Genomic DNA, 23,945 nt, shown 5'->3' with positions numbered 1-23,945 from the left:
AAGCGAAATGTTTGCTCATGCGCGCTTGCTGATGCACTCTTGTGTACTGCGCGTTGACGCGGTGGTCGCTCGCGTATCGTGCGTTGACTCGCCGGTCGCCTATGTATTGCGCGCGTGCTTATCGACTGCTCCCGTATAGCATGCTCACTCATGGCTCGCTAGGCTTCATAGACCGCGCAGTTATTCTCCGCTTAAGTCTGATGAGCTGGTGTTATTTGCCGTGCCGCTGCGTGGTGACGGTAGCCAACCAATATCCGCGTCCGTGAGTGCTTTTGCGCTTTGTGCGCCGCGATCCAAAACTGCTTCGGTGATGACCGAGGTAGGAAGCGGGAGTTTACGCACTTGCCGGGAAATTTCGTCTGTGTCTATCTCCCGGTTGCTGGCTAAAAGCACGATATTGCCAAATCTCCGATTTTTAAAGATCGCTGGATCAGAAATTGCGGCGAGGTGTTTGAAACTTTGCGCAACAGCTTGAACCTCTTCGAAAAACTGGGCAAGACCCTTGCTTCCCGCAATATTTAAGCAGTACAGACCGTCGTCTCCGAGCATGGATTGCGCTCGTTGATGCGCTTCTACAGTCCGCAGCGGATCGGGAACTTGGCCTTGGGAAAACGCATCGCGAATGATCACATCCCAGCGTCCTTGGTTCGTGTCGAGTGTGATTCTTGCGTCTTGGCTGCGGATTCGCAAGGACGGGGAGCGTGGGAGATCGAACCAAAGCCGTGCGAATTCAGCTAGTTGTGGATCGATCTCGATCGCTAGCTGGCGAGACTTGGGTCGGTCAGCGTGGAGTGCGCGAGCTAATGCGCATCCGCCGCCTCCAAGGTGGAGAACTTTTAGAGGTGCACACTGGGCATACATCGAATCTATGGCGATTCGGATGTGTTCCATGTATTCAAATTCTAAGAAATGCGCATCAGATAATTTGATCGCCGAAGATTCAACGCCATCGACCCACAAAGTGAGCAAATCTGGATTGCCGGGCTGAGATCGAACTTCCAAATTCGACATCTCGGTTTGTATCGACTGCGGAAATATTTGCTGGTTGCGCTGTGCCATGGAGAAATTCTAGCTGAAGTTCTGGATAGACTGAGCGTGAGAAGAAATATAAACCCGTTCAAGCAAGCTCTTGCGGATGAGCAAATAACAGTGAGGTGACTATGTCTCGCGCACCAAGAAATGCGTCTTTGCGGCGTGACTGGGGTGATGACGACTCATGCACGCCGATTCTGCATGTCGATATGGACGCATTTTTCGTCTCGGTCGAGCTGTTTGATAAGCCGCATCTGCGCGGTAAGCCGATTGCTGTGGGCGGACTTGAGCGCGGCGTTATTTCTGCTGCTTCTTACGAGGCTCGACGCTTTGGAGTTAATTCTGCAATGCCCGTGGCAATGGCAAAACGCAAATGCCCTGAGTTGATTATTCTTCCGGTAAATATGGAGCGTTATCGCGCTGTTTCTGCTGAAATCATGCAGATTTTGCGCGATATTACCCCGCAAGTGGAGCAAGTTTCAGTCGATGAAGCTTTTCTTGATGTGCGTGGGGCGCGTCGACTTTTTGGCTCGCCGAAGCAGATTGGGCAGCTCATCAGGGAGAGAATCCATGCACAGGTCGGAGTGGGGGCTTCAGTTGGGATTGCTTCGACTAAACATTTGGCGAAGATAGCTTCTGCGCATGCGAAACCCGATGGTCTGTTATTGATTCCCGACGAGCATTCACTAGAGTTTCTTCATTCCTTGCCGGTCGGAGCGCTCTGGGGCGTTGGCGAGAAAACGCGCGAAAAATTGGCGAGCCGGGGCGTGGAGGACGTCATCGACGTCGTACGCCTCGGAGAAGAACGCATGGTCAAGATGCTGGGGCAGGCGGCAGGACAACGGCTATATGCTTTGGCGATGAATGAGGATGCTCGGCCGGTTTCCATCGAGTCTGTTGATAAGTCAATTAGTAAGGAGCAGACGTTTTTTGATGTTTTGCATGATCCGCAAGAGATTTTGCAGGTGATGCTCGGGCAGTCGTATGCGGTTGCGCGCAGGTTGCGGCGTCATCGGTATCTCGCAAGTACCGTATCTATCAAAGTGCGTTCTGGTGACTTTGTGACTCTCAATCGTTCGCATAAATTGGGCTCTGCTACGGACGTGGGTGCGGAGATTTTTGATACAGTGAAGATGCTGATGAGCAAACTTGAGCTTCCGACGTCGGGAGTTCGGCTCGTTGGGGTGCGCGCTGAGCAGTTTGTGCAGGCGAGTGAGGGGATACAGATCGCTTTGGACGACGACGGTAGGCGCGCGCAAGCTGAAAATGCGATGGACGCTGTGCAAGAGAAATATGGAGATTCGGCGCTTTTACCTGCGTCTTTGATGCGGAGTGTGCAACGAAAAACTGCCAACAACACGCAATCTCAGCCCTGACATATAGGTAGTGAAGTTTAGGTGTTGACTACCTTTCGAGCGTTCATTCCGATAGGCTGGAATATTGAGAGTACGAACTGCTAGGAGAGTATGATGGCGCTTTCTGATTATGAACGGCGAATGCTAGAGGAGCTGGAAAACCAACTCAGTGGGGATGATCCAAAATTCGCGCAGACTTTGGCATCAGATGAAGGTACCGTGAAGCGGCTGTCGATTTCTCCAAAAAACTTGGTTGGGGGCCTGATTATTGCAGTTCTCGGTTTAGGCGTTGTACTGCTCGGTGTTTCAATGGAGATCGTAGCTCTGGGCGTGCTTGGGGTAGTGATTGTATTTGGTGGGTTGTGGTACCTCACAAATGGGACCACCCAACGGCAGGTAAAAATTTCCTCCACTTCGCTCCACGGTTCATCGTCAACGCGCAATTCTATGAATTTTATGGAGAAGCAGGCGCAGGAATGGTTGCGCCGGCGCAATGGTGATCAACAGTAGACATTAAATAGTCTTATTTTGAATAGAGGCGATGCTTAGCGTCGCCTCTATATTTTTTGGGGTGATTTTTTGGGGTGATTGGCGCAACTTCTCGATATATATGCAGAAGTTGCGCCAATCGCCCCAAAATTTTTCCGCCACCGCCGAGCCACTCGGATTTTGTTCTCCATCGCAGGCCAATACCTCAAAAATCCCTCCACCGAATTTTCGTTGATATATCTTGAAAAGATTTCCGTAAAATACCAAAATGAACTTGAATGTGGTTGGAAATGGAGTAAAGTGGAGTCGTGAACCTATAGAAGGGAGGCTGATGGTGTTTCTCGGAACGTACGAACCGCGTTTGGACGACAAGGGACGCCTGATTCTCCCTGCTAAATTTCGTGATCAACTTGCTGGAGGGCTAGTCATTACCCGCGGTCAAGAGCACTGTTTGTATGTGTTCCCGATGGCGAATTTTGAACAGCACCTGGAAAAACTCCAGCAAGCGCCAATCACGTCGAAAGAAGCACGCACATACACGCGCGTTTTTCTTTCAGGTGCAAACGATCAAATTCCAGATAAGCAGGGGCGTATCAACATTCCTGTGAATCTGCGTGAATACGCCAGTCTAAATCGCGAACTAGCTGTGATCGGATCGGGCAGTCACGTCGAAATCTGGGATCTGGAGTCGTGGAACTCCTATTTGGAGGGAAGCGAGTCTGAATTTGCTGATCGTGAAGATGAACTAATCCCAGGAGTCTTCTGAGTTTAGGTGGCTTCCTACCGCAGTCTTGAGGTAATTCCCCAACTTCAAGCCGGCGGTGGGGAACCAAATGAACTCAGTTGTGTCACGTATCGCTAAACAGTGTCACGTATCTCTCAAGAAACGCAGTAGCAGAAAGGAGCCGGTGTGAATACGCACACAGCAGATGCCCACGCATTGAATGCTGAAAATAATGCGCTTCACCTCCCGGTTCTTTTGCGCACCTGCATAGATCTCATGGCTCCTGCTCTTCACAGCGAGCAGAGCGTCGTCATCGATTGCACTCTTGGCATGGGCGGTCACACCGAAGCGATCCTCACTGAGTTTCCGTCCGTGACGGTAGTGGGAATAGATCGCGACCCTCAAGCGATTGAACTTGCCTCCCAGCGCCTACAACGCTTTGGTGAGCGATTCCAAGCAGTTCATACAACGTACGACGACGTCGACCGCGTTGCTGCGAAGTACGGCCATGATGGCAAAGTCGATGCGATTTTGATGGATCTTGGAGTTTCCTCACTTCAACTTGATGCGGTTGAACGTGGTTTTTCTTATGCGCATGAAGCGCCCCTTGATATGCGGATGAACCCAACGCAAGGAACTTCGGCGAAAGACCTGCTCAACACTGCCGATACAGCCGAATTGACCCGCATTTTGCGCGTCTATGGCGAAGAAAAATTTGCGCCAAAGATCGCGAAGGAAATCGTTCGTCGTCGGGAAATTAAAGCTTTAGAGACCACGACGGAACTGGTTGATATCGTGCGTGACTCGCTACCAGCGGCAGCAAAGCGAACGGGCGGAAATCCGGCGAAGCGTACTTTCCAGGCAATTCGTATCGCTGTAAATGCGGAACTCTCAGTGCTTGAACAGGCAGTGCCACGTGCCATTGAGTCGCTTCGAATCGGTGGTCGGCTCGTGGTTGAATCCTATCAATCGCTCGAAGATCGCATCGTCAAAGATGCCTTCAAACAAGGTCTACAAGCCACAACTCCCGCTGGGTTGCCGATGGAACTCGAAGACCACAAGCCATTTCTCAAAGCGATTGTGCGTGGGGCGATGAAAGCCGACGACGACGAACTGGCACGCAACTCGCGAGCCGCTTCTGTCCGATTGCGTGCAGTGGAACGCTTGCGATCTACACCAGACCACCTTTTTAATTCCGAACACTATCGAGGGGACACCTTATGAGCGCTGCTAACTACGCGGTATCACGCCGGGCTGTATCACCACACTCACGTCCAGTAATTGCTGCTCCTGGGCTTAAAGTCGTCCCCAGTCCAGCCCCAGCGCGCGGATTGTTCACCACAGTAATCACCTGCTTACTAATCTTTGTTGCTTCAATCACGCTCGCTTTTTACCTCAACACGCGCATGGTTCAAGGTGCATACGAACTAAAGACGATTAAAGTTGAACTAAGTAAAGTAGAAGCGCGTATGGACACCCTGCAAGGGGACGTTGTTGGGCTTTCCACTCCTGACCGATTGCGTGAGAACGCGACGAAGTTAGGAATGGTGCCGGCCACGGAATGGCGCCATATAGACGTAGCTTCGGGAGCGATCGCAGGCAACAATAAAAAGTAGGGATTGGTATGACGGAACGTGAGAATCTTCGTTCACGCCTCTCACACTCCGGCGTAAAATCTCAGCGGGAAAACCACGGTACTGTGCCTGAGATCGATTCGGTGCGCTATGCCCGCGTCACCACGAATCGACGCTTGCGTGCCATTATGGCCATCATTTTGGCGATGGCAGTTTTACTTTCTGGGCGTTTGGTGTTTTTGCAGGTAATTCAGGCAGATAAGCTTTCTTCGTTGGCTCGCGAATTCCGTACCCGGTCGTACACCCAGGAAGCGCTGCGTGGAGATATCCTCGACTCCAATGGCGACGTGCTCGCCACGTCGGTTCCTCGCTACAACGTGCGAGTCGATCAAGTCGCGATTGCTAATTACAAGCGTTATAACGACGACGGTGACCTCATTGGCACTGGAGCCACAGCTGCGGCAGCTGAGCTGGCACCTGTGATTAACGAAGATCAAGCTTCGCTGGGTGGGCGATTGCTAGGTGGCGAGAAAAAATCCCATTGGGGACTCGTCAAATCTGGACTCACGCCTGATCAGTGGCGCAAGATCAGCGAACTGAATATTCACGGAATATTTCCAGAGCGGTATATGCAGCGAGTTTATCCAAATGGAACGGTCGCGGGCTCAATACTCGGGTACGTGGGGCAAACTGAACAAGATCCGCATCCGCAAGGCCGGGCGGGAGTTGAACAGTCGCTCAATGACGTTCTTAAAGGTACCGATGGACAGCTCACAGTGGAAGTTGGGCCCGATGGCACGATCTTCCCGCAAGGAGAGATCGTCGATACACCGGCCAAAGATGGGCGCGACGTTAAGCTGACGATCAACAGAGACCTGCAAAAAGTTGCCCAAGACGCGGTAGACAAGTCGGTATCGCGCTTTGGAGCAAAGTGGGGTAGCGCCGTCGTCGTGGAAATCGGTACGGGACGCGTGCTCGCCTTGGCAGACAGTGCCAGCCCAAACCCAGGTAAGCTCAACGAAACCGATCCGAAAAACTGGGGATCACGCGCAGTGAGCAGTATTGTTGAGCCTGGTTCAACGGGAAAAATCATCACGTATTCAGCGGCGATCAACGAAGGAAAGATTTCTCCACTCAGCGTGTTCTCCGTTCCCTCGCAGTACAAGACATCGACAGGCGAGGTTATTAACGACGTCGAAAATCACGCCACCGCACGCATGACGGCCGCGGGAATCATCGCGCTGTCTTATAACACTGGTTTGGTGCAAATCGGCCAGCTCCTTGATGATAAAAAGCGTTTTGATTATATGAAGGCATTTGGCATTGGTGCCAAAACTGGCATCGAATTGCCCGCTGAAGAGCCTGGTTTGCTCGATGACTACACCAAATGGGATCGTCGATCGCGTTTTACTACGATGTTTGGCCAGGCTTATGCGGTGACTCCTGTGCAGTTGGTGCAGATTGCGTCGATTGTGGGAAGTAAAGGTGTGAAGAATCCGATCCATATTGTGGATGGAACATTCGACGAGAACGGAAAATACCAGCCAACGGTAGTTAAAGAACCGCAGCGAGTGATCTCAGAGCAGACGTCGGACACCATCTTGAAAATGATGCAGGGCGTGACTCAAAAGGGTTCAACGGGTCAGCTTGCAGCGGTTGCTGGCTACAATGTTGCTGGTAAGACCGGTACCGCGCAAGTTATCAACTCAGCTGGCAAGACTACAGCTCTCGTGGGCACATTTACCGGTCTAATTCCGGCTGAAAACCCGAAGATTGCGGTGGCTGTGGTGATTTACACTGGGCATGAGCCGGGATTTGGTGGTGTTATCGCTGCTCCTGTGTTTGCCGATATTGGAGAATTTGCGATGCGACAGATGAAAGTTCCACCTTCAAGCGTGCCTTTGTACAAGTATCCGTGGTACGAATCCGAAATGGGGAAGTGATGATACGACCCGTAGAAAGTCCACAAGAAACTCTTGCTGGCATCGTTGATTTTCTTCTCGAACAGCAGATGCTTGAAGAAATTTATGTTCAAGCTCGCCCGCTCGGAATAGAGCGTGTGATAAGTGAGGCGCATGCGCCACAAACGCAGCAATCGCCACATGCACAGCGCACGCAGCAAGCAGCGCGTGCGCCACAATCGCAGCAAGCAGCAAATGCCCAGCGCGTCACCCACAAACAAGAACTACTGGCAGACTCGGAATTTGCCCAGATTGATGTGCACGGCCTAGCTATAGGCAGTAAAGACATTATCTGTGGCGACGTCTTTCTCGCTGTGCCAGGAGAGCGCGTACATGGAGCAAAATTTGCTACTGATGCCCAGGCGGTAGGGGCTGTAGCCGTAATTACCGATCGCGCAGGTTGGGAGCTCATCAACAGTCATGGCACAGTGACGATCCCGGTGCTGGTGGTGGCGAATATCGTTGATATACAAGGTCTTTTGGCTGCCCACGTGTTTGGAAACCCCAGTAGTGCCACTGTTTCTTATGGAATTACGGGCACGAATGGCAAGACGACCACCAGTTATATTCTCGACTCTCTGCTCTCGGCACTTGGGCATACGGTGGGACTGGTAGGCACCGTCGTCGTGAAAGTAGGCGACCAAGAGATTCCCGCTTCGATGACGACTCCGCAGGCAGTCGAATTACAATCGATGCTTGCGAATATGCGCGAACGCGGTATGGACTCTTTGGTTATGGAAGTGTCGTCTCACGCGCTCGCCCAAAAACGCACAAAGCCAATTTGTTTTGACGTCGCTGGATTTACAAACCTCACCCAAGACCATCTTGATTTTCACAAGACGTTCGAGGATTATTACGCAGCGAAAAAAGAACTGTTTGAACCTCAGAACTCGCGTTTTTGCGTGATCTCGACAGACGATGAATTTGGCCGCAGGCTCTATGAAGAAACTCAAAGTCAGCGAGCCGAGTCCTGCGTTGCGCTGGCTGTGAAGTCAGATCTTGATGGCAGAATTGGCTGGCACGTGGAGGATATCTCCTTGAACGCGGACGGTTCATATTTCGATCTGTACTCACCGCAAGGGGAGAAAATCTCTGTTCATTTGGGTATGCCCGGAGAGTTCAATGTGTATAACGCCGCCTTGGCAATCGCGATGCTCGTCCACTCGGGAATTAGTTGTGCGCAGATTTCGCAGGTCCTGTATGAACAAGGTGGGCTGTTCCCGAGAGTTCCAGGACGGATGGAACTTATTTCGAGCCAGCCGCGCGTCATCGTAGATTTTGCACATAATCCAGATGCATTAGCCAAAGCGATCAGCACTCTTCGCCCTACTACTGCGGGAAAGTTGGTGGTTCTCACGGGTTCTGCGGGAGACCGCGACAGAGCGAAGCGCCCGCTTATGGGTGAGATCGTCTCTGCGCTGGCAGATTTTACGGTGATCACCGATGACGATCCACATTCAGAGGATCCAGCTCAGATTCGTGAGGAAATTATCGCTGGGATTAAACCAGGCGCTGATTTCGAAGAAATCGCTGACCGCTCACAGGCAATTGCTAGCGTGATCGCCCGGGCGCAAAGCGCTGATACCATTTTCATCGCTGGTCGTGGGCACGAATTGTGGCAAGATTGCGACGGTGTGATGATCGAGCTTGACGATCGGGTAGTTGCCCGGCAGGCGCTCGAAGCTCGGGAGAAGAATTCAGTTAAGGAACGCTGATAGACAGATGTTTGATGCCACGTTTGAGAAAGTCTTGCACGCATGCGAAGGGACACTGCTTGATTCGCTCGCGCCCAATATATCCGATATTAAGGACGCCGCTATTACAGCTGTAGTTACTGATAATCGGGCAGTTGTAGGTGGCGAATTATTCGTTGCTATCAAAGGTGAGCGTTCGAATGGCAACAGTTTTGGTGCAGATGCGTTAAATCGTGGGGCAGTGGCGGTGCTTTCGGATGATCCGGATACGGCGCTTGCCGCAGGAGTAGCTCCTGAGCGGTTAATATGCGTCAACGATGTAGTGAAAGCCTTGGGAATGTTGGCGCGCGAATCGCTGCGGCAGTTGCGCCACAACGGAAACCCGGACTTGAAAGTGGTTGGTATTACTGGCTCAGTGGGAAAGACAACCACTAAAGACCTGCTTGCCCAGATGCTGGCATATCGCGGTGCAATTGTGGCACCACCCAATTCTTTCAATAACGAGATTGGCGTGCCACTGACAGTACTTCGTGCTGATAAACAAACTGCGACTCTCGTTTTGGAAATGGGCGCAGATCATATTGGCAACATCGAGTATTTAACATCAATTGCTTCTCCTGATATTTCGGCTGTATTGGCCGTGGCACGGGCGCATTTGGGCGAGTTTGGTGGAATTGAGAATGTGGCGCGGGCAAAGTCAGAGCTAGTGACTGGTACGCAGGCAGATGGCCAAGTCGTTTTGAATGCCGACGACGGTCGCGTCGTCGCGATGGAAGAATTGAGTTCGGTGCCCGTTACGTTCTTTTCTGCCACCGGGGCAAAGACCATCACGAATTCCAAGGCTGACGTGCTGGTCTACGCTTCGGATATTACTAATTGCGAGGGCCACGCCCAGTTCGTGCTTCATATTGGTGAGCAGCAGGAGCGCGTACGGATGGCACTTGCTGGCTTGCATCATGTTAATAATGCGTTAGCTGCCGGAGCAGTTGCCCACCTGCTCAACGTGCCGATCGAGCATATTGCTCAAGTGCTACAGCAGGCTAATGCGGCGAGCCCACACCGTATGGATGTGCGCCGCATTGGCGAAATCACGGTGATTGACGATTCTTATAATGCCAATCCGGATTCGATGCGTGCGGGTTTGCGTGCATTAGCGGATTTGGGTGCGAATAGGCGAAAAATTGCGGTGCTTGGCACAATGCTAGAGTTGGGTGCTGAATCTGACACCGAACACCGCCACATTGGCGAATATCTTGCTCAATTAGGGGTTGACGTGGCATTTTGCATTGGAGAAGGCACATCCAAGCTGGCGCAAGCAGCCGAATTGGGTGGAGTGAACGTGCGCCAATTCAGTACTGTTGACTCTGCGCAAGAGTTTCTTCGCTCAGAATTGCGCGCTGGTGACGTAGTCTTATTAAAGGGCTCGAACGGTTCGGGGGTTTGGAAGATCGCCGATGAACTCTTGACAGAAGGGGAGTAAATGCTTTCGATTTTGGTCGCAGGTGCGATAGCGCTTGCTATTTCCCTGTTTTGCACTCCTCTTCTTATTAAGCTGCTTGAGCGGCGTTCGTATGGGCAGTTCATTCGTGAGGACGGCCCGACGACGCACCTAACGAAGCGCGGTACTCCAACTATGGGTGGCATCATCATTATTTTGGCTACTGTGCTTGGATACTTGGCAAGTAATATTGCGACGTCGCGAACCCCTAACGCCTCAGGCATCTTACTGCTCTTCCTCATGATCGGACTGGGCTTCATCGGCTTCCTTGACGACTTCATCAAAGTGCGCAAAGAGCGCTCGCTGGGCTTGACTCCGATGGCAAAAATGATCGGGCAGGGCGCCATTGGAATCACTTTCTCCATACTCGCGCTTCAATTTCGCAATGAACTCAATCGTTCGCCTGCGTCGACGCATATTTCTATTGTGCGTGATACCAGGCTTGACCTGGCCTTTGGTATAACTGTACTGGGCATTATTTTGTTCGTGCTGTGGGCAAATTTCCTTATTACAGCTTGGTCGAATGCCGTAAATCTCACTGATGGACTCGATGGCTTAGCAGCGGGCGCTTCAGCTATTGCTTTCGGCGCCTACGTAGTGGTCACGCTGTGGCAGTCGTACCAGCCGTGTTTATCGGTGGTCAATCCAGAAAATGGTTGTTATGACGTGCGCGATCCTCGTGATTTGGCCATGATCGCGGCAGCTATCGTGGGAGCTTGTTTAGGATTTTTGTGGCATAACACTTCGCCGGCTCGCATTTTTATGGGAGATACCGGCTCGCTCGCACTCGGTGGAGCTTTTGCTGGTATCTCGATTCTTACGCAGACCCAAGTGCTGGCAGTTTTTTTGGGCGGACTGTTCGTTATCATCGTTATTTCAGATGTTATCCAGATCGGATTCTTCAAAACGACTGGTAAACGTGTGTTCAGAATGGCACCGCTTCATCATCACTTTGAGCTTAAAGGCTGGAAAGAAGTCACTATCGTAGTGAGATTCTGGCTCATCCAATTCCTACTGGCTGCTTTAGGTATCGGACTATTCTATGCGGAATGGCTTTCACAACAATGAGTTATTCGATCCCTACTGTCAAGGATTTTGATGCTCGGAGAATCGCCGTATTGGGATTAGGAGTGTCTGGCCGTGCATGTGTGGACGCACTGGTCACAAAGACGCGGGCCGTCGTAGGCGTTTGGGATTCTCAGCCTGAAGCGGTAGCAACATATAGTGCTGATTCGCGCATATCCTATGCTTTTAGCGACTCAGCCGCGCAAAAAATGCTCGACTCGCTCGTAACTTGGCAGCCCGACGTCGTCGTTATTTCACCGGGCTTTCCTGAAACTGGAATCGAATGGACAACGCTACGCGAACGCAATATTGAGATTTGGTCCGAGATCGAGCTCGCATGGCGACTGCGTGCGTGCGACGAAGCCGGTGTATTCGCACCGTGGCTGTGCGTGACGGGAACGAATGGAAAGACGACGACGGTCTCCATGCTCGCCTCCATTTTGCAACATTCGCACTTCAAAGGTGTGGCGGTGGGGAATATTGGCACACCGGCCGTGCAGGAGGTTAGTCGCACCGATGCCAATGCTCCGCGGGCATTTGCCGTTGAGCTTTCTTCGTTTCAACTCAAAGCCACACATTCCATGGCGCCAGCAGCGGCCTTATGCCTCAATATTGACGATGACCATTTGGAATGGCATGGCACTCGGCAAGCCTATTGGCAAGCAAAAGCTTCGATATATGAACGCACTCAGCTGGCCTGTGTGTATCCAGTTGGCGATTCGCAAGTGCAGAGTATGGTTGACGAAGCTGATGTGCAAGAAGGAGCGCGTGCTATTGGGGTATCACTGGGAATTCCTGCGCTTGGGCAAATCGGCTTGGTCGAGGACGTGGCCGTTGATCGAGCATTTGGTGCACATTACCGCCGCGAAGCCACTGAACTATTTGAATTAGGAGATCTGAAGGGTCTCGGGCTGGAACAGCTCCCGGCGCACTTGGTGAAAGATGCTTTGGCTGCCGCTGCGCTCGCCCGATCGATCGGTGTGGATGCTGAGCAAGTTCGGGCAGGTCTTGCTGCCTATCGGCTCGGAGCGCATCGCATTGAGACTGTGGCGTGTGTGGACGGCGTAGAATGGATCGACGATTCGAAAGCGACGAATGCGCATGCTGCAAAAGCTTCGCTGTGCGGACGCCCTGAAAAATCTGTGGTTTGGATCGTTGGCGGCCTTGCAAAGGGGGCACGATTCGAACAGCTAGTGAGTGAAGTTGAAAGTGTGCTCGGTGCGGTTATCGTTATTGGGCGTGATCAAGAGCCATGGCGCAGCGCGTTGAGTTCGCTTAACGTGCCAGTGCACTACGTCGATACGGACGCCACAAATCCGATGGAATTGGCGGTGGAAGCTGCGCAGCGCCATATTACTTCACAGACTCGATCTGTGTTGCTCGCTCCAGCAAGCGCGTCGATGGATCAGTTCACCTCTTATGCACATCGTGGTCAAGCTTTTTCACAAGCAGTATCGCACAAGATTGCGCAAGTTCAGGAGGGCAGTTAAAAATGGGGCAGTCAATGCATTCCGGCGCTGTCAACTACAGCAGCGCAGTGAATCGCGGTGGCGCTATGAATCGCAGCAGCGCCATGAATCCTACGCCAGTGCTCTTTGCTGAACCTATTGATCCACCGGTAGGCCAAACGCGAGAATTGACGCAAAATCAACGTGAACGGCGTGACGCCGTGCAAAGATCGGTTATCACGCTGCTGGTTGCGTCCACCATTTTGCTGATCATTGGAATTTTTATGGTGTTTTCGGCAACGTCTGCATCGTCAATTCGCGCAGTTGATCGCTACGGCGAGGGCGTTGGCTTGTTTTCCGTTGCGATCAGGCAGGTGTTTTGGGCAGTACTTGGCGTCATCGGCGCAGTGGTGCTGGCGATCCTTCCCTATCGCTTGATTGAGCGAATGTGCTATGTGATTTTCGCTGGCGCTTGCATTATGCAGCTTGCAGTGGTCTTTTTTGGAAAAGAAGTGGCCGGTAATACGAACTGGTTAAAAATTGGCGGTTTACAGCTTCAACCATCGGAGTTCTTAAAACTAGCAGTAATCGTGTGGCTGGCTCATGTGATTGGCAGGTTGCGGGTGCCGCAAATGGCAGATCTCCACGCTCTTGCCCTGCCTGTGGGCGGACTCACTATTGCCACCGGACTGGTTTTGCTGCCAGGAGACATGGGCACATCAATCGTGTATGTGCTCATTGGTTTAGGAATGCTGTGGCTGGCCGGTTTGCCTTTGAAATATCTCGGTATTGTTTTTGGCGCGGGAATAGTTGGCGCAGGTGCACTGATCGCCATTCAACCGTCGCGTCTAAGCCGAGTAACTAGTTATTTCAATAATCTCTTCTCCACGCCTGGCCTTAAAGAACCTAGCCAAGCGGATTTTGCCCAATTCGCTTTTGGCACCGGAGGCTGGTCTGGACTGGGAATTGGCGCTGGCAAGGAAAAATGGCGAGATCTGAAGGAAGCCCATACTGACTTCATTTTCGCTGTTATTGGCGAAGAGCTAGGTTTGTTCGGCTCAATCATCATCGTAGTGCTGTTTTTGGTGCTTGCGTGGGCATTTTTGCGCTTGATTGTGAATCATCCTTTCAGATACGGTCAGCTTTTATCTGCCGGTGCTGGATTGTGGATTTGCGGGCAGGCATTCCTCAATATGTGCGTCGTTACTGGCCTGCTTCCTGTTTTTGGCGTGCCACTGCCATTTCTCTCACAAGGCGGCTCAGCTTTGATGGCTACACTGTTTATGATTGGGATAGTGATTTCATGCGCGATGAGCGTGCCAGGTGTAAAAGAGAGCCTGCGGATTCGCTCAACGTTGGTGCACCGTGCACGCGCAGTATTGAGGAGGAAAGATGCCTGATCGGCACATTTCGGTGGTTCTCGCTGGCGGAGGAACTGCCGGCCACGTAAATCCGTTGTTATCAACTGCGGATGCCTTAAAGAAGCTGGATTCAAACGTGGAGATTACGGTGGTGGGTACCGATCAGGGACTCGAAACGGAGCTGGTACCAGCCGCAGGCTATCACCTCGTCACGATTGATCGTGTGCCATTCCCGCGCCGCATCAACAAAGATGCGATTACATTCCTGCCGCGTTTTGGTAAATCTATCAAAGCTGCCAAAGAGGTACTTCGCCAGGCAAAGGCTGATGTAGTCGTTGGATTTGGTGGCTACGTCTCTACTCCGGTGTACATGGCAGCAAAGTCATTGAATATTCCGGTGATCGTGCATGAAGGCAATGCTCGTCCTGGTTTGGCCAATAAACTTGGAGCGCGTTTTGCTCATTTTGTGGCGCTCACTTTTGCCTCTACTGCATTGAAAGCGCGTCATGGAAGCACACAAGTTATAGGTTTGCCGATGCGTGCAAGTATTTCGGATTTAGCAGATCACGAGCGGTTACGCCAAGATTTGCGCGCCCAGATGCTCGCTGCGTACAACTTCGATGCTAATAAGCCAGTAGTTGTAGTTACGGGAGGTTCGCTAGGTGCGCTGCACCTGAACGAGGTTCTTGTGCAGTGCGCCCAAGAAATGATCGACGCCGGAATCCAGGTTCTCCACATTACTGGCAAGGGAAAAGATACCCAGGTGCGAGAACAGACTGCTCATTTGCACAGCTGCGGTTATCAAGTCATTGACTATCTCATGGGCATGGAGAAAGCCTACGCTCTGGCAGATTTGGTGATCACTCGTGCAGGCGCAGGGATGGTAGCTGAAGTTTCAGGCTTGGGTATTCCAGCGGTTTTCGTGCCGTTGCCTATCGGCAATGGCGAACAAGCTCTCAATGCCCAAGACGTCGTAGAGGCTGGTGGCGCCCTCATGGTTGCCGATAGTGAATTCACGCCGCAGTGGCTGCGAGCCAATGTATTGCCTTTATTTGAAAACAACGTATTGAGCGAAATGTCTACAAAAGCCCGTGCGGTATCTGCTCTCGATGGGGCACAGGTGCTAGCTCAGAAAACCTTGGAGATTGCCTCGTGAAGTTTCATCTCATTGGTATTGGCGGAGCTGGAATGTCTGTGGTGGCAGACTTACTCTTAGCCCAAGGCCATAGCGTGCATGGATCGGATCGTGCGGATTCGCAAAACGTGCGGCGGCTGCGTGACGCTGGTGCCGTCGTCGCTGTGGGACATGCGCAAGAGAATATGGATGACGACGCGATCGTCGTCGTTTCGTCAGCTATAAAGCCCGAGAACCCGGAGCTGCACATCGCCCGTGCGCGAGGTCAAAAAATAATGCACCGCTCGCAAGCACTAGCTTTTGCGGCGCAGAATAAAGATTTCGTGGCGGTGGCGGGTGCGCACGGTAAAACCTCGACCACAGGAATGCTGGCTGTGGCTTTAGCAGAGCTTGGGCTCGATCCTTCGCGAGCTATCGGCGGTTCACTGGCCGGTGGACTCTCGGGCGGATATTTGGGTAGCGGCCAAATTCTTGTTGCTGAAGCCGATGAATCAGATCAATCTTTTTTGAACTATGCCCCGCGCGTTGCGTTGGTACTCAATATTGAAGCCGACCATCTTGACCACTACGGAACGCTGGAAAAGTTTGAGCAGGCCTTTGTTGATTTTTCACAGCGTATTGTGCCTGGCGGTCTTTTGGTCTGCTGTGCGGATAATGATGGCTCGCGCGCACTTGCTGAGCAAGCTGTGCAAGCTGGAGCGCGGGTGTGGACCTATGGACGTACCGAATGTAGTATCGGTCAAGCTCATGCGCTGCTGCGTGATCCAGATGCAGACGCAGATCCAGATGCAGATGCGCAATGCGCCCGTATCGTGTTTGGCGCTCAAAATTATGAACTGAAGATGGCAGTTCCAGGTGAGCATATGCTACTCAACGCGGTAGGCGCCTGGTTAGTTGGCGTTGAGCTTGGCATCTCTGGCCAAGATATGGCTCGTGCGCTGCAGGCATTCCGCGGGACAGGACGGCGATTTGAACTGCGCGGGGAGCAGCGCGGTATCAAAGTTATCGACGATTATGCCCATCATCCAACTGAGGTTGAAGCTACCCTGCGAACTGCGAAGTCGCTATTTTCTGGCAAAGTTCGAGTGCTGTTTCAACCGCACTTATATTCCCGCACCAAAAATTTTGCCCAGCGTTTCGCCCAGGCGCTGTCGCTTGCCGACGACGTCGTCGTGACCAGTGTTTATGCTGCTCGCGAGGTTCCGAGCGACGGCGTTGAAGGCGATGCAATCACTGCGTTTTTACCTACTGCCGATTACATTCCCGATCGGATTCAAGCTGCCCATGAGATTGCCCGCCGTGCCGAACCAGGGGATGCGATTCTCACCGTTGGCGCTGGTGACGTGACTGAACTCGGAGCTGTAATTTTGGAGGAACTGGAGAAGAACTCATGAGAGCACCTCGCCAACCTCGTAAACTGCGAAGTATTTCGCCGGCCGATCACACTCAGCAGCAAGCCAGTGATTCCCGTAGTCGAGATCTCCCAGCAGGGCAAGGGGCAACTACAGCGGATTCTGTAGAGACTGCAGCCTATGCTCACAGCGCTCCTGCTGCTGAAACTGCTCCAGTCGCGACATACGACAGCGCCGAGTTGGACTTCGATAAGGATGAGATCGCGCATGCTGAAGCTGAGCAGCGCTCGCGTTTTCGAGGTTTGACTGCGCCTTTTGCGCGCGTCAAAGAGCGCCTTGAGCAAAGGGCGAGCCTTGTGGATGCCGATTCGGAATCTGAGCAACATTCTGAATATCACGAGTGGCGTCAGAAGCTGGCAGCGGCTATGCCTGCTAAACGCGAAGTGGGAAAGAGCGGCGGCGCAAAAAAGAAGAGCTCTAATGTGCTGTCGTTGAACGATCGCTTGACCGAGCAACGGCATGAGGTGCGCAAAGTGCGCATCAAAAAGCTCGCTATTGCGCTGGCATTGGCAGGTTTTTTGGCCTTTACTACGTGGCTGCTGCTGTTTTCTCCGCTTTTGCGCATTAGCGCTTCGAATATCTCAGTCAATTATGATGGGCCAACCAATACTGCCGGTGAAACGCAGGTCAATTCGGTATTGAGCCAATACGAGGGCGAGCAGTTGCTGCGTATTAATCGCGGTGAGCTTGAAGAAGCTTTGGAAGCAATTCCTGAAGTCGCACAGGCCGATGTGAGCGCATCGCCATTTTCAGGGCTGGTAGTGGAAATTAAGCCACAGTACCCGGTGGTGTGCGTGAACAAGAACAATGCCTGCGTGCCTCTATCGGCCAAAGGTGAGGAACTGCACCTGCCTGCTGAGATGACGCAGAATTTGCCGGTGCTCGAAAATATTCCTGATGGCATGGATGCTCAGCGTGCATTGAAAGATATCAACCAGTTATTTGGGTATCTCAACACGGATCTAGCTGCGCAGGTGGCGCGAGTCAAGGTTTCTTCTGGGTATCAGATGACTTTTGTGTTCAAAGATGGGCGTGAGGTTTTTTGGGGGATTTCGAAAGACGGCGATGCGAAGGCTCGCGTTTTGCGTTCAATTTTGGCTGAACCAAAGTCGAAGATCGACGTTTCTGTTCCAGGTGCGCCGGTTGCAAAGTGATGAAGGTGTGCGTTAACGGAAGCTAATTGTGCAACACACCGGTTATATCGTTGCTTAATTGATTCATTGACATTATTTTTTCCGCGAGGTTGAAGTCGTAAAACTTCAAGTAATACTTGAGGTTTCGGAAGGAATAGGCAATGTTGTCAATGAATAATGCAGCCGACATCAAAGTTGTTGGTGTAGGCGGCGGTGGCGTAAACGCTATTGACCGAATGATTCAAGACGGACTAGCTGGTGTTGACTTTATTGCTGTCAATACCGATGCACAGTCGCTGGCAAAATCAGAAGCGGAAACTAAGCTAGATATCGGCATGAACGTCTCACAAGGACTCGGCGCTGGCGCTGATCCGACTGTGGGTAAGCGCGCTGCTGAAGAGAACATTGAGACAGTGCGTAACGCTCTTGATGGAGCCGATATGGTCTTTGTTACCGCTGGTGAAGGCGGCGGAACCGGAACGGGAGCTGCTCCGATCGTCGCTTCGGTGGCTCGTGAGCTCGGCGCTTTGACGGTTGGAGTTGTGACTCGGCCATTTGGTTTTGAAGGGCAACAGCGCACTCGTAACGCAAATGCAGGTATTGCTGCACTGCGCGAAGCGGTAGACACACTTATCGTCATTCCAAACGATCGACTTCTCGAGATTTCAGAGAAGAACATCGGCATTATTGAAGCTTTCCGTATGGCAGACGAAGTGCTCAACTCAGGCGTGAAAGGCATTTCTGACCTCATCACTAAAGCTGGTGAGATCAACCTCGACTTTGCTGATGTGAAAGCAATTATGAAAGACGCCGGAACCGCACTGATGGGTATCGGCAGTGCTTCTGGTGCCGATCGTGCCTTGCGTGCAACAGAAAATGCTATCTCTTCTCCGCTTCTTGAAGCACGTATTGACGGCGCGCATGGCGTGCTCTTGGCTTTCACCGCCTCAACCGATTTGGGCTTGACCGAATACTCTGAGGCTTCGAACCTGGTCAAGGAAGCTGTTGATCCAAATGCGAACATCATTATTGGTTTGATGATCGACGAGTCACTTGGCGATGAACTGCGCGTTACCGTCATCGCTGCGGGATTCGATGAGACTGAGGACTACCTTGCTCCAGTAGAGAAGACTATGGCTCAGCCAACTATTCCTGCTGCGCCAGAGCAAGGTGCTGCTAAGCATCGCGAAATTCCAAGCGCAGACGAGCGGGTAGCGCAGCGTCCAGCGGTGAGCGGCAATGTTGCTTCACCTGCGATGCCACATGCCAATCACGACAACGATCTGCCGCCGCTCACGACGCAAAGTGCCGCACCGACGTCGCTCGATGTGCCACCGATTTTGGAGGACGAATCGACCCGGCGTCGTCCTGATCTTGATATTCCGCCGTTCCTTTTCGGCGAGGAATAATATCTGGATCAGATAGGATAACTTCAACCTGTGGCCTTTGATAATTGCCTATCAAAGGCCACATTTTTATCGCTGTTGCGCATCAAATGACTATCAGTCGGATCATTAATCGATAAGGTTCTATGAGGAAAACGTGGAGGTATCTATGCGCTCGGAATTGCCACCTTATGAGGCCATTGATCTGCCATGGTTGGCTAAGGCAGGTGTGCGCTGTGGTTTCACAACTCGTTACGGTGGCGTATCGCCTGAGCCGTACGCTTCGTTGAATCTCGCTTTTCACGTTGGCGACGACGCTCAGCTCGTGCGTCAAAATCGCGCGATTCTCGAACACGGCCTTGATGCTCATTTGGTGTGGATGGATCAAGTGCATGGCAGTGAGGTCAAAGATGCGCAATCGGCGCAATTAGTGGGTGATTCTTGGAGTGTTGGAGACGCCGATGCGATCATTGTGGAGCGAAGTTCAATACGCCCGGGCAGTTCTCAAGGCGCAGCGGTGATGGTTGCAGACTGCGTTCCGTTGATCTTGGTGGATCAGACTGGAGCGCGAACGGCTGTGGTTCATGTGGGTAGAGCTGGTTTTGAGCAAGGGATCGCCGGAAAAGTTGTGGGTGAGATGTGCAAGCGAGGGACGCAGCGCGCGCAGTTACACGCTTTTATTGGGCCGAGTATTTGTGGTAACTGCTATGAATTACCGGCGCAGATGGTAGAAGTTTTTGAGCGCACAGCGCCCTGGGCAGTAAGCATAACGAGCTGGGGTACTCCTGCACTGGATATTCCGGCAGGCCTTGAGCACCAGCTTCGAGCTTTGGAATTAGCGCAGGTGGTTCGTCATGGGGCGTGCACATTGGAATCGCACAAATATTTCTCGCATCGCCGAGCTGGCAAAGCGGGCACGTCTACTGGGCGCTTTGCTGGATATGCAGTTTTGAGCCGAGAGTGATGGTTGCGAGACGATTGAAAGACGGTTGCGAGAAGAGACTAAAATAGGGGAGTTTGCAGACACACCGGCTGAGATCTTCCCTTTCAGATTCATCTTTTATAGTTTTGTATCAGCATGCTTTATTAAGGAGAGAACATGGGTTTTCTAGATCGGATCAACCAAAAGGCCGCAGTGGGCGATGAAGATTTTGGCTACGAAGACGGCGATTTTGTTGACTACGCAGATGAGGAATACTTCGAGTCTGACGACGCGCAGGTTACGCCTATCCGTTCGGTTGCCAATGTTGATATTGCAAGGATCGTTACGGTGTGGGTGTCGTCCTACAAAGACATCAAAGATTTCGCTGTAGAGTTCCGCAACGGCTTGCCTGTGATTTTGAACCTCAGTGAAGCTGCAGATGGCGAGCGTGCCCGTATCGTCGATTTTGCGCTCGGCCTTTGCTTTGGCTTGGAGGGTGTGTTCTCTCGTATTTCAGACGACGTATTCCTACTTACCCCACATTCGGTAAGTATCGATTCGCGCGGATCTGAAACAGAACATGACTTTGCCCGCTGAGGATTTTAACAAGTGATCACAACAATTTTGAATTTTCTTTATTGGGCTTGTGAAGCTTATATTCTCATCTTGATTGGGCGAGTTATTTTGGATTTTGCCCAAATCTTTGCGCGAGATTGGCAGCCGCAAGGCGTTTTGCTCGTGGTGGCGAATTGGATTTACCGACTAACTGATCCGCCACTGCGATACATTGGTCGCTATGTTCCGCCGCTACGGTTTGGTGGCATTGCGATAGACATTGGATTCTTAGTCCTGTATTTTTCGATTAAACTTCTTATGTTCCTCATCACCAGAATTGCAGTTTTGCTTTTACTGTAATTGGCGTGAATTCAACAGTTTTACCAATATCTGATAATAGAGAATTAAATTATTTTGCGATTTAATGGCAGCGTTCTGTTGGAATGTGATAAGAAATACCTGTAACTTTGAAAAAGAGCAAATAGGCATTTCGAGTAAATTTTCACATTCGTGGAAACAAATGGAATACAATATTTGCTGATAAACAAATACTTAGACACGAGGTACAAACATGGCAATGCTGACGGAAAACGATGTCGTCAACATGCGCTTCAAAGAACCCAAGCGCGTTGAAGATGGCTACGATCAGGATGAAGTCGATTTTTTCCTAGACGAAGTTGCTGAGACTATCGCTCAACTGACCAAGGAAAAGGCAGAACTTGAGGCACAACTGAAGTCGGCACAGGCTCGTGTTACCGAGCTCGAAACCGCTGCTGGTATGGCAACGCCTCAGCAGGCGGAGCCACAGCCTACCCAGGCAGACTCTACTGCGTCCTTCGCGCAGCCTGTAACTGATGAAGCGGCAACCGCAACCGGCGTGCTTTCACTTGCTCAGCGTCTCCACGATGAGTATGTAGCCAACGGTAAGGCAGAGTCCGAGCGTATTATTTCTGAGGCAGAGGCTGAGCGTACTCGCATCATCACCGATGCCGAGGACAACTACAACCGCACGCTTACGAAGCTCGAAGAAGAGCGCTCATTGCTTGAACGCAAGATTTCAGAGTTGCGTGAATTTGAGCGTGACTACCGCACTCGTTTAAAGAGCTACCTTGAGTCGCTCCTCAGTAATGTTGAGAACAACGGTTCTGGCCAAAGTGGTCAAATCTGATAACAACACGTGAAGGGGAGGGCATCGTGAGATGCCCTCCTTTTTGTTGGTAGGCTATGAGGGTGAAGAAACGCATTAGCTTTTGGGTATTACCGCTGCTCGTATTTGCAGTGATCGTGGTGCTAGATCAGATATCGAAGATTTGGGCTGTTGATCAACTCGCCGATGGGCGTGAGATCAAGATTCTTGGATCGTGGCTCTCGTTGAAACTCACGTACAATTCTGGAGCTGCTTTTTCTTTAGGTAATGGTGCTACCTGGGTGTTCACCCTCTTTGCGGCGCTTGTTGCGCTGGCGATGCCTTTCATTTTGCGAAAGTTTCCCCGTCGCAGCCAAGTGATTATTTTGAGTTCGATCTGGGCTGGTGCAGTTGGCAACCTTATCGATCGATTAATTCGCGAACCCGCATTTGGGCGGGGACACGTTGTGGACTTCATCAACTACAACAACTGGTTTATCGGAAATATCGCTGATATTGCGCTCGTGTGTGGCGTCATTGCCTTTATCGCGATTGAGGCTATTGATCCAATCCAAAGCATTCCCGATCGCGATCAAAGCCGTGAGCGAAACTGATTCGCCGTCGTCGTTAACTATTTCGCCGTCGTCAATACTGAGGAAAAACTGTGAGTCTTAAAACCTATCCTGTGTTCCCAGAATTTAGTGGAGAACGCCTCGACGCTGCGCTTTCGCGCTTTACAGGTATTTCGCGGGCAAAATGTCTCGATCTTATTTTGGATGGGAAAGTTTGGGTAGACGGCATTACCACAGCTAAAGGCTCTTTTAAGATTCTTGAGGGCATGGTGATTGAGGTTGATATTCCTGCGCCACCCTCCTTGGAGCCTGTGCCCACCCCGGTGCCAGGGATGAATACTTTGTTTGAAGACGACGATATCATCGTGGTCGATAAACCCGTTGGGGTAGCGGCACACGCATCTTTGAATTTCGAAGGTCCGGATGTGCTTGGTGCGCTTTTGGCTATGGGAGTGCGTTTGACCACGTCTGGTCCACCAGAGCGCAAGGGAATCGTGCATCGGCTCGACGTCGGTACCACTGGCGCCATGGTCGTTGCGAAGTCGGAACTCGCTTATACACTGTTGAAACGAGCTTTTCGTGACCGCACTGTAACGAAGATCTATCACGCTTTGGTGCAAGGTCATCCAGAACCGACGGTCGGTACGATCGAGGCACCAATTGGCCGCGATTATCGCCACCAATGGAAAATGGGTGTGCGCCAGGACGGTAAATTTGCTGTGACGCACTATGACACTCTCGAAGCGATGTCTGGCGGCACTTTGCTCGAAGTCCACCTCGAAACGGGACGTACCCATCAAATCCGCGTGCATATGGCAGCAACTCGCCATCCGTGCGTCGGCGACGATATGTACGGCGCAGATCCGGTGCTCTCGGCAAAACTTGGACTAGAACGCCAATGGCTACATGCTGTTAAGCTCGGTTTTGATCATCCGCGCACGAACGAATATGTGGAATTCCATTCGCCATATCCTGCCGATTTGCACCATGCTCTCGAGCTTATGCGTCAGGGCGTGATGTGATGATTTCCGTGCGTGAGGTGCAAACTGAAGAAGAATTGCAGCGTTGTTTTGCGATTCGCAAGGAAGTGTTTGTTCAAGAGCAAAAGGTGCCTTTGGCTGAGGAGCTTGACGCTTTAGATCGCGATCCTACGACTGTGCATATCCTCATGTGCGATGGCGATATCGATCTGGGAACTGCGCGGATTTTGCCTGATGGTGCAGGTCTTGTGCATATTGGACGGGTTGCGGTTCGCGCTATTGGCCGTGGGCGCGGGTGGGGCAGAATCCTTATGGAGGCTGCGCATCGAGTGGCAGCGCAGCGATTTTCTGTAGACGGCGCTCGCGTGCGTTGCGTGCTCTCGGCACAGTTGCAGGCGGTTCCTTTTTATGAAGCGCTTGGATACGCCAATGTCGATGATCGTATTTATCTCGATGCCCAAATTGAGCATAGAGATATGGCCTGTGAAATCGATGTGCGCGATCGTGACGCAATTCATTGAGGT

General features: G+C 51.7%; 24 protein-coding genes. 22 read left to right on the top strand and 2 right to left on the bottom strand.

From position 1 onward, the window contains the following. Nucleotides 1-180: 180 nt before the first annotated feature. The gene (locus JOD55_RS07290; RefSeq protein ID WP_239538984.1) at nucleotides 181-1,059 is read right to left on the bottom strand and encodes a spermidine synthase; all 879 of its coding nucleotides are present in this window, start codon (nucleotides 1,057-1,059) and stop codon (nucleotides 181-183) included. A 101-nt stretch (nucleotides 1,060-1,160) separates the two neighbouring features. Here JOD55_RS07290 and dinB point away from each other — a divergent pair, with 101 nt between their 5' ends. Then, the gene (dinB, locus tag JOD55_RS07285; RefSeq protein ID WP_204399367.1) at nucleotides 1,161-2,408 is read left to right on the top strand and encodes a DNA polymerase IV; all 1,248 of its coding nucleotides are present in this window, start codon (nucleotides 1,161-1,163) and stop codon (nucleotides 2,406-2,408) included. 90 nt (nucleotides 2,409-2,498) lie between these two features. Further along, entirely contained in the window at nucleotides 2,499-2,897 is a 399-nt protein-coding gene (locus tag JOD55_RS07280; RefSeq protein WP_204399366.1) for a DUF3040 domain-containing protein, read from the top strand. A gap of 3 nt (nucleotides 2,898-2,900) precedes the next feature. Here the strand turns inward: JOD55_RS07280 and JOD55_RS07275 are convergent, their stop codons facing one another. Further along, nucleotides 2,901-3,143: a hypothetical protein gene (locus JOD55_RS07275; RefSeq protein WP_204399365.1), complete on the bottom strand. Its 243-nt coding sequence runs from the start codon at nucleotides 3,141-3,143 to the stop codon at nucleotides 2,901-2,903. Between the two features lie 67 nt (nucleotides 3,144-3,210). Here JOD55_RS07275 and mraZ point away from each other — a divergent pair, with 67 nt between their 5' ends. The 20 genes from mraZ to JOD55_RS07175 all read left to right on the top strand — a co-directional run bounded on the left by mraZ (nucleotide 3,211) and on the right by JOD55_RS07175 (nucleotide 23,942). After that, nucleotides 3,211-3,642 carry a division/cell wall cluster transcriptional repressor MraZ gene (gene mraZ / locus JOD55_RS07270; protein WP_204399745.1) on the top strand — a complete coding sequence of 144 codons (432 nt, stop codon included), beginning with the start codon at nucleotides 3,211-3,213 and terminating at the stop codon, nucleotides 3,640-3,642. A 144-nt stretch (nucleotides 3,643-3,786) separates the two neighbouring features. Continuing rightward, the gene (gene rsmH, locus JOD55_RS07265) at nucleotides 3,787-4,824 is read left to right on the top strand and encodes a 16S rRNA (cytosine(1402)-N(4))-methyltransferase RsmH (RefSeq protein WP_204399364.1); all 1,038 of its coding nucleotides are present in this window, start codon (nucleotides 3,787-3,789) and stop codon (nucleotides 4,822-4,824) included. After that, complete coding sequence (gene ftsL / locus JOD55_RS07260; RefSeq protein WP_204399363.1) at nucleotides 4,821-5,216, top strand: cell division protein FtsL; 396 nt, start codon at nucleotides 4,821-4,823, stop codon at nucleotides 5,214-5,216. The genes rsmH and ftsL overlap by 4 nt, the downstream gene beginning before the upstream one ends. 8 nt (nucleotides 5,217-5,224) lie before the next feature. Then, complete coding sequence (locus tag JOD55_RS07255) at nucleotides 5,225-7,117, top strand: peptidoglycan D,D-transpeptidase FtsI family protein (RefSeq protein ID WP_239538982.1); 1,893 nt, start codon at nucleotides 5,225-5,227, stop codon at nucleotides 7,115-7,117. Next, nucleotides 7,117-8,850 carry a UDP-N-acetylmuramoyl-L-alanyl-D-glutamate--2,6-diaminopimelate ligase gene (locus JOD55_RS07250; RefSeq protein ID WP_239539180.1) on the top strand — a complete coding sequence of 578 codons (1,734 nt, stop codon included), beginning with the start codon at nucleotides 7,117-7,119 and terminating at the stop codon, nucleotides 8,848-8,850. Before JOD55_RS07255 ends, JOD55_RS07250 begins: the two co-directional genes overlap by 1 nt. Nucleotides 8,851-8,857: 7 nt before the next feature. After that, on the top strand, nucleotides 8,858-10,309 hold the full coding sequence (locus JOD55_RS07245; RefSeq protein WP_204399361.1) for a UDP-N-acetylmuramoyl-tripeptide--D-alanyl-D-alanine ligase: 1,452 nt from the start codon (nucleotides 8,858-8,860) through the stop codon (nucleotides 10,307-10,309). Further along, complete coding sequence (gene mraY, locus JOD55_RS07240; protein ID WP_204399360.1) at nucleotides 10,310-11,395, top strand: phospho-N-acetylmuramoyl-pentapeptide-transferase; 1,086 nt, start codon at nucleotides 10,310-10,312, stop codon at nucleotides 11,393-11,395. It abuts the gene before it with no gap. Continuing rightward, entirely contained in the window at nucleotides 11,377-12,882 is a 1,506-nt protein-coding gene (gene murD, locus JOD55_RS07235) for a UDP-N-acetylmuramoyl-L-alanine--D-glutamate ligase (RefSeq protein WP_239538981.1), read from the top strand. The genes mraY and murD overlap by 19 nt, the downstream gene beginning before the upstream one ends. A 2-nt stretch (nucleotides 12,883-12,884) precedes the next feature. Then, nucleotides 12,885-14,240, top strand: coding sequence for an FtsW/RodA/SpoVE family cell cycle protein (locus tag JOD55_RS07230; protein ID WP_204399359.1), 1,356 nt, complete (start codon nucleotides 12,885-12,887; stop codon nucleotides 14,238-14,240). Then, nucleotides 14,233-15,357, top strand: a complete 1,125-nt coding sequence (gene murG, locus JOD55_RS07225) for an undecaprenyldiphospho-muramoylpentapeptide beta-N-acetylglucosaminyltransferase (RefSeq protein ID WP_204399358.1) — start codon at nucleotides 14,233-14,235, stop codon at nucleotides 15,355-15,357. The genes JOD55_RS07230 and murG overlap by 8 nt, the downstream gene beginning before the upstream one ends. Continuing rightward, entirely contained in the window at nucleotides 15,354-16,730 is a 1,377-nt protein-coding gene (murC, locus tag JOD55_RS07220) for a UDP-N-acetylmuramate--L-alanine ligase (RefSeq protein ID WP_204399357.1), read from the top strand. The genes murG and murC overlap by 4 nt, the downstream gene beginning before the upstream one ends. Continuing rightward, the gene (locus JOD55_RS07215; protein WP_204399356.1) at nucleotides 16,727-17,902 is read left to right on the top strand and encodes a cell division protein FtsQ/DivIB; all 1,176 of its coding nucleotides are present in this window, start codon (nucleotides 16,727-16,729) and stop codon (nucleotides 17,900-17,902) included. Before murC ends, JOD55_RS07215 begins: the two co-directional genes overlap by 4 nt. A 140-nt stretch (nucleotides 17,903-18,042) precedes the next feature. Continuing rightward, on the top strand, nucleotides 18,043-19,290 hold the full coding sequence (ftsZ, locus tag JOD55_RS07210) for a cell division protein FtsZ (RefSeq protein WP_204399355.1): 1,248 nt from the start codon (nucleotides 18,043-18,045) through the stop codon (nucleotides 19,288-19,290). Nucleotides 19,291-19,435: 145 nt separating this feature from the next. Further along, nucleotides 19,436-20,230, top strand: a complete 795-nt coding sequence (locus JOD55_RS07205) for a purine nucleoside phosphorylase YfiH/LACC1 family protein (protein WP_204399354.1) — start codon at nucleotides 19,436-19,438, stop codon at nucleotides 20,228-20,230. Between the two features lie 135 nt (nucleotides 20,231-20,365). Continuing rightward, complete coding sequence (locus JOD55_RS07200; RefSeq protein ID WP_204399353.1) at nucleotides 20,366-20,785, top strand: cell division protein SepF; 420 nt, start codon at nucleotides 20,366-20,368, stop codon at nucleotides 20,783-20,785. 12 nt (nucleotides 20,786-20,797) lie between these two features. Further along, a complete protein-coding gene (locus tag JOD55_RS07195; RefSeq protein ID WP_338022224.1) occupies nucleotides 20,798-21,103 on the top strand; it encodes a YggT family protein in 306 nt (101 codons plus the stop codon). Between the two features lie 211 nt (nucleotides 21,104-21,314). Next, entirely contained in the window at nucleotides 21,315-21,911 is a 597-nt protein-coding gene (locus tag JOD55_RS07190) for a DivIVA domain-containing protein (protein ID WP_204399352.1), read from the top strand. A 62-nt stretch (nucleotides 21,912-21,973) separates the two neighbouring features. After that, the gene (locus JOD55_RS07185; protein WP_338022223.1) at nucleotides 21,974-22,483 is read left to right on the top strand and encodes a signal peptidase II; all 510 of its coding nucleotides are present in this window, start codon (nucleotides 21,974-21,976) and stop codon (nucleotides 22,481-22,483) included. Between the two features lie 50 nt (nucleotides 22,484-22,533). Further along, nucleotides 22,534-23,463, top strand: a complete 930-nt coding sequence (locus tag JOD55_RS07180; protein ID WP_204399350.1) for an RluA family pseudouridine synthase — start codon at nucleotides 22,534-22,536, stop codon at nucleotides 23,461-23,463. Continuing rightward, nucleotides 23,463-23,942, top strand: a complete 480-nt coding sequence (locus tag JOD55_RS07175; RefSeq protein WP_204399349.1) for a GNAT family N-acetyltransferase — start codon at nucleotides 23,463-23,465, stop codon at nucleotides 23,940-23,942. Before JOD55_RS07180 ends, JOD55_RS07175 begins: the two co-directional genes overlap by 1 nt. Nucleotides 23,943-23,945: the final 3 nt, after the last annotated feature.

This window comes from Arcanobacterium pluranimalium, assembly GCF_016907845.1.
In the GTDB taxonomy this organism is placed as follows: Bacteria; Actinomycetota; Actinomycetes; order Actinomycetales; family Actinomycetaceae; genus Arcanobacterium_A; species Arcanobacterium_A pluranimalium.
The sequence above is the reverse complement of the archived record's forward strand: the minus strand, read 5'-3'. Positions and strand labels throughout refer to the sequence as shown.

Excerpts from the sequence above, each read along its gene's own strand:
- JOD55_RS07280 (WP_204399366.1), top strand. The coding sequence starts at position 2,499 with ATGATGGCGCTTTCTGATTATGAACGGCGAATGCTAGAGGAGCTGGAA.
- JOD55_RS07190 (WP_204399352.1), top strand. The coding sequence starts at position 21,315 with ATGGCAATGCTGACGGAAAACGATGTCGTCAACATGCGCTTCAAAGAA.
- JOD55_RS07290 (WP_239538984.1), bottom strand. The coding sequence starts at position 1,059 with ATGGCACAGCGCAACCAGCAAATATTTCCGCAGTCGATACAAACCGAG.
- JOD55_RS07230 (WP_204399359.1), top strand. The coding sequence starts at position 12,885 with ATGGGGCAGTCAATGCATTCCGGCGCTGTCAACTACAGCAGCGCAGTG.
- JOD55_RS07245 (WP_204399361.1), top strand. The coding sequence starts at position 8,858 with ATGTTTGATGCCACGTTTGAGAAAGTCTTGCACGCATGCGAAGGGACA.
- JOD55_RS07250 (WP_239539180.1), top strand. The coding sequence starts at position 7,117 with ATGATACGACCCGTAGAAAGTCCACAAGAAACTCTTGCTGGCATCGTT.
- JOD55_RS07255 (WP_239538982.1), top strand. The coding sequence starts at position 5,225 with ATGACGGAACGTGAGAATCTTCGTTCACGCCTCTCACACTCCGGCGTA.
- ftsZ (WP_204399355.1), top strand. The coding sequence starts at position 18,043 with ATGTTGTCAATGAATAATGCAGCCGACATCAAAGTTGTTGGTGTAGGC.
- JOD55_RS07200 (WP_204399353.1), top strand. The coding sequence starts at position 20,366 with ATGGGTTTTCTAGATCGGATCAACCAAAAGGCCGCAGTGGGCGATGAA.
- JOD55_RS07205 (WP_204399354.1), top strand. The coding sequence starts at position 19,436 with ATGCGCTCGGAATTGCCACCTTATGAGGCCATTGATCTGCCATGGTTG.
- murG (WP_204399358.1), top strand. The coding sequence starts at position 14,233 with ATGCCTGATCGGCACATTTCGGTGGTTCTCGCTGGCGGAGGAACTGCC.
- murD (WP_239538981.1), top strand. The coding sequence starts at position 11,377 with ATGGCTTTCACAACAATGAGTTATTCGATCCCTACTGTCAAGGATTTT.
- JOD55_RS07175 (WP_204399349.1), top strand. The coding sequence starts at position 23,463 with ATGATTTCCGTGCGTGAGGTGCAAACTGAAGAAGAATTGCAGCGTTGT.
- dinB (WP_204399367.1), top strand. The coding sequence starts at position 1,161 with ATGTCTCGCGCACCAAGAAATGCGTCTTTGCGGCGTGACTGGGGTGAT.
- JOD55_RS07215 (WP_204399356.1), top strand. The coding sequence starts at position 16,727 with ATGAGAGCACCTCGCCAACCTCGTAAACTGCGAAGTATTTCGCCGGCC.
- mraY (WP_204399360.1), top strand. The coding sequence starts at position 10,310 with ATGCTTTCGATTTTGGTCGCAGGTGCGATAGCGCTTGCTATTTCCCTG.
- ftsL (WP_204399363.1), top strand. The coding sequence starts at position 4,821 with ATGAGCGCTGCTAACTACGCGGTATCACGCCGGGCTGTATCACCACAC.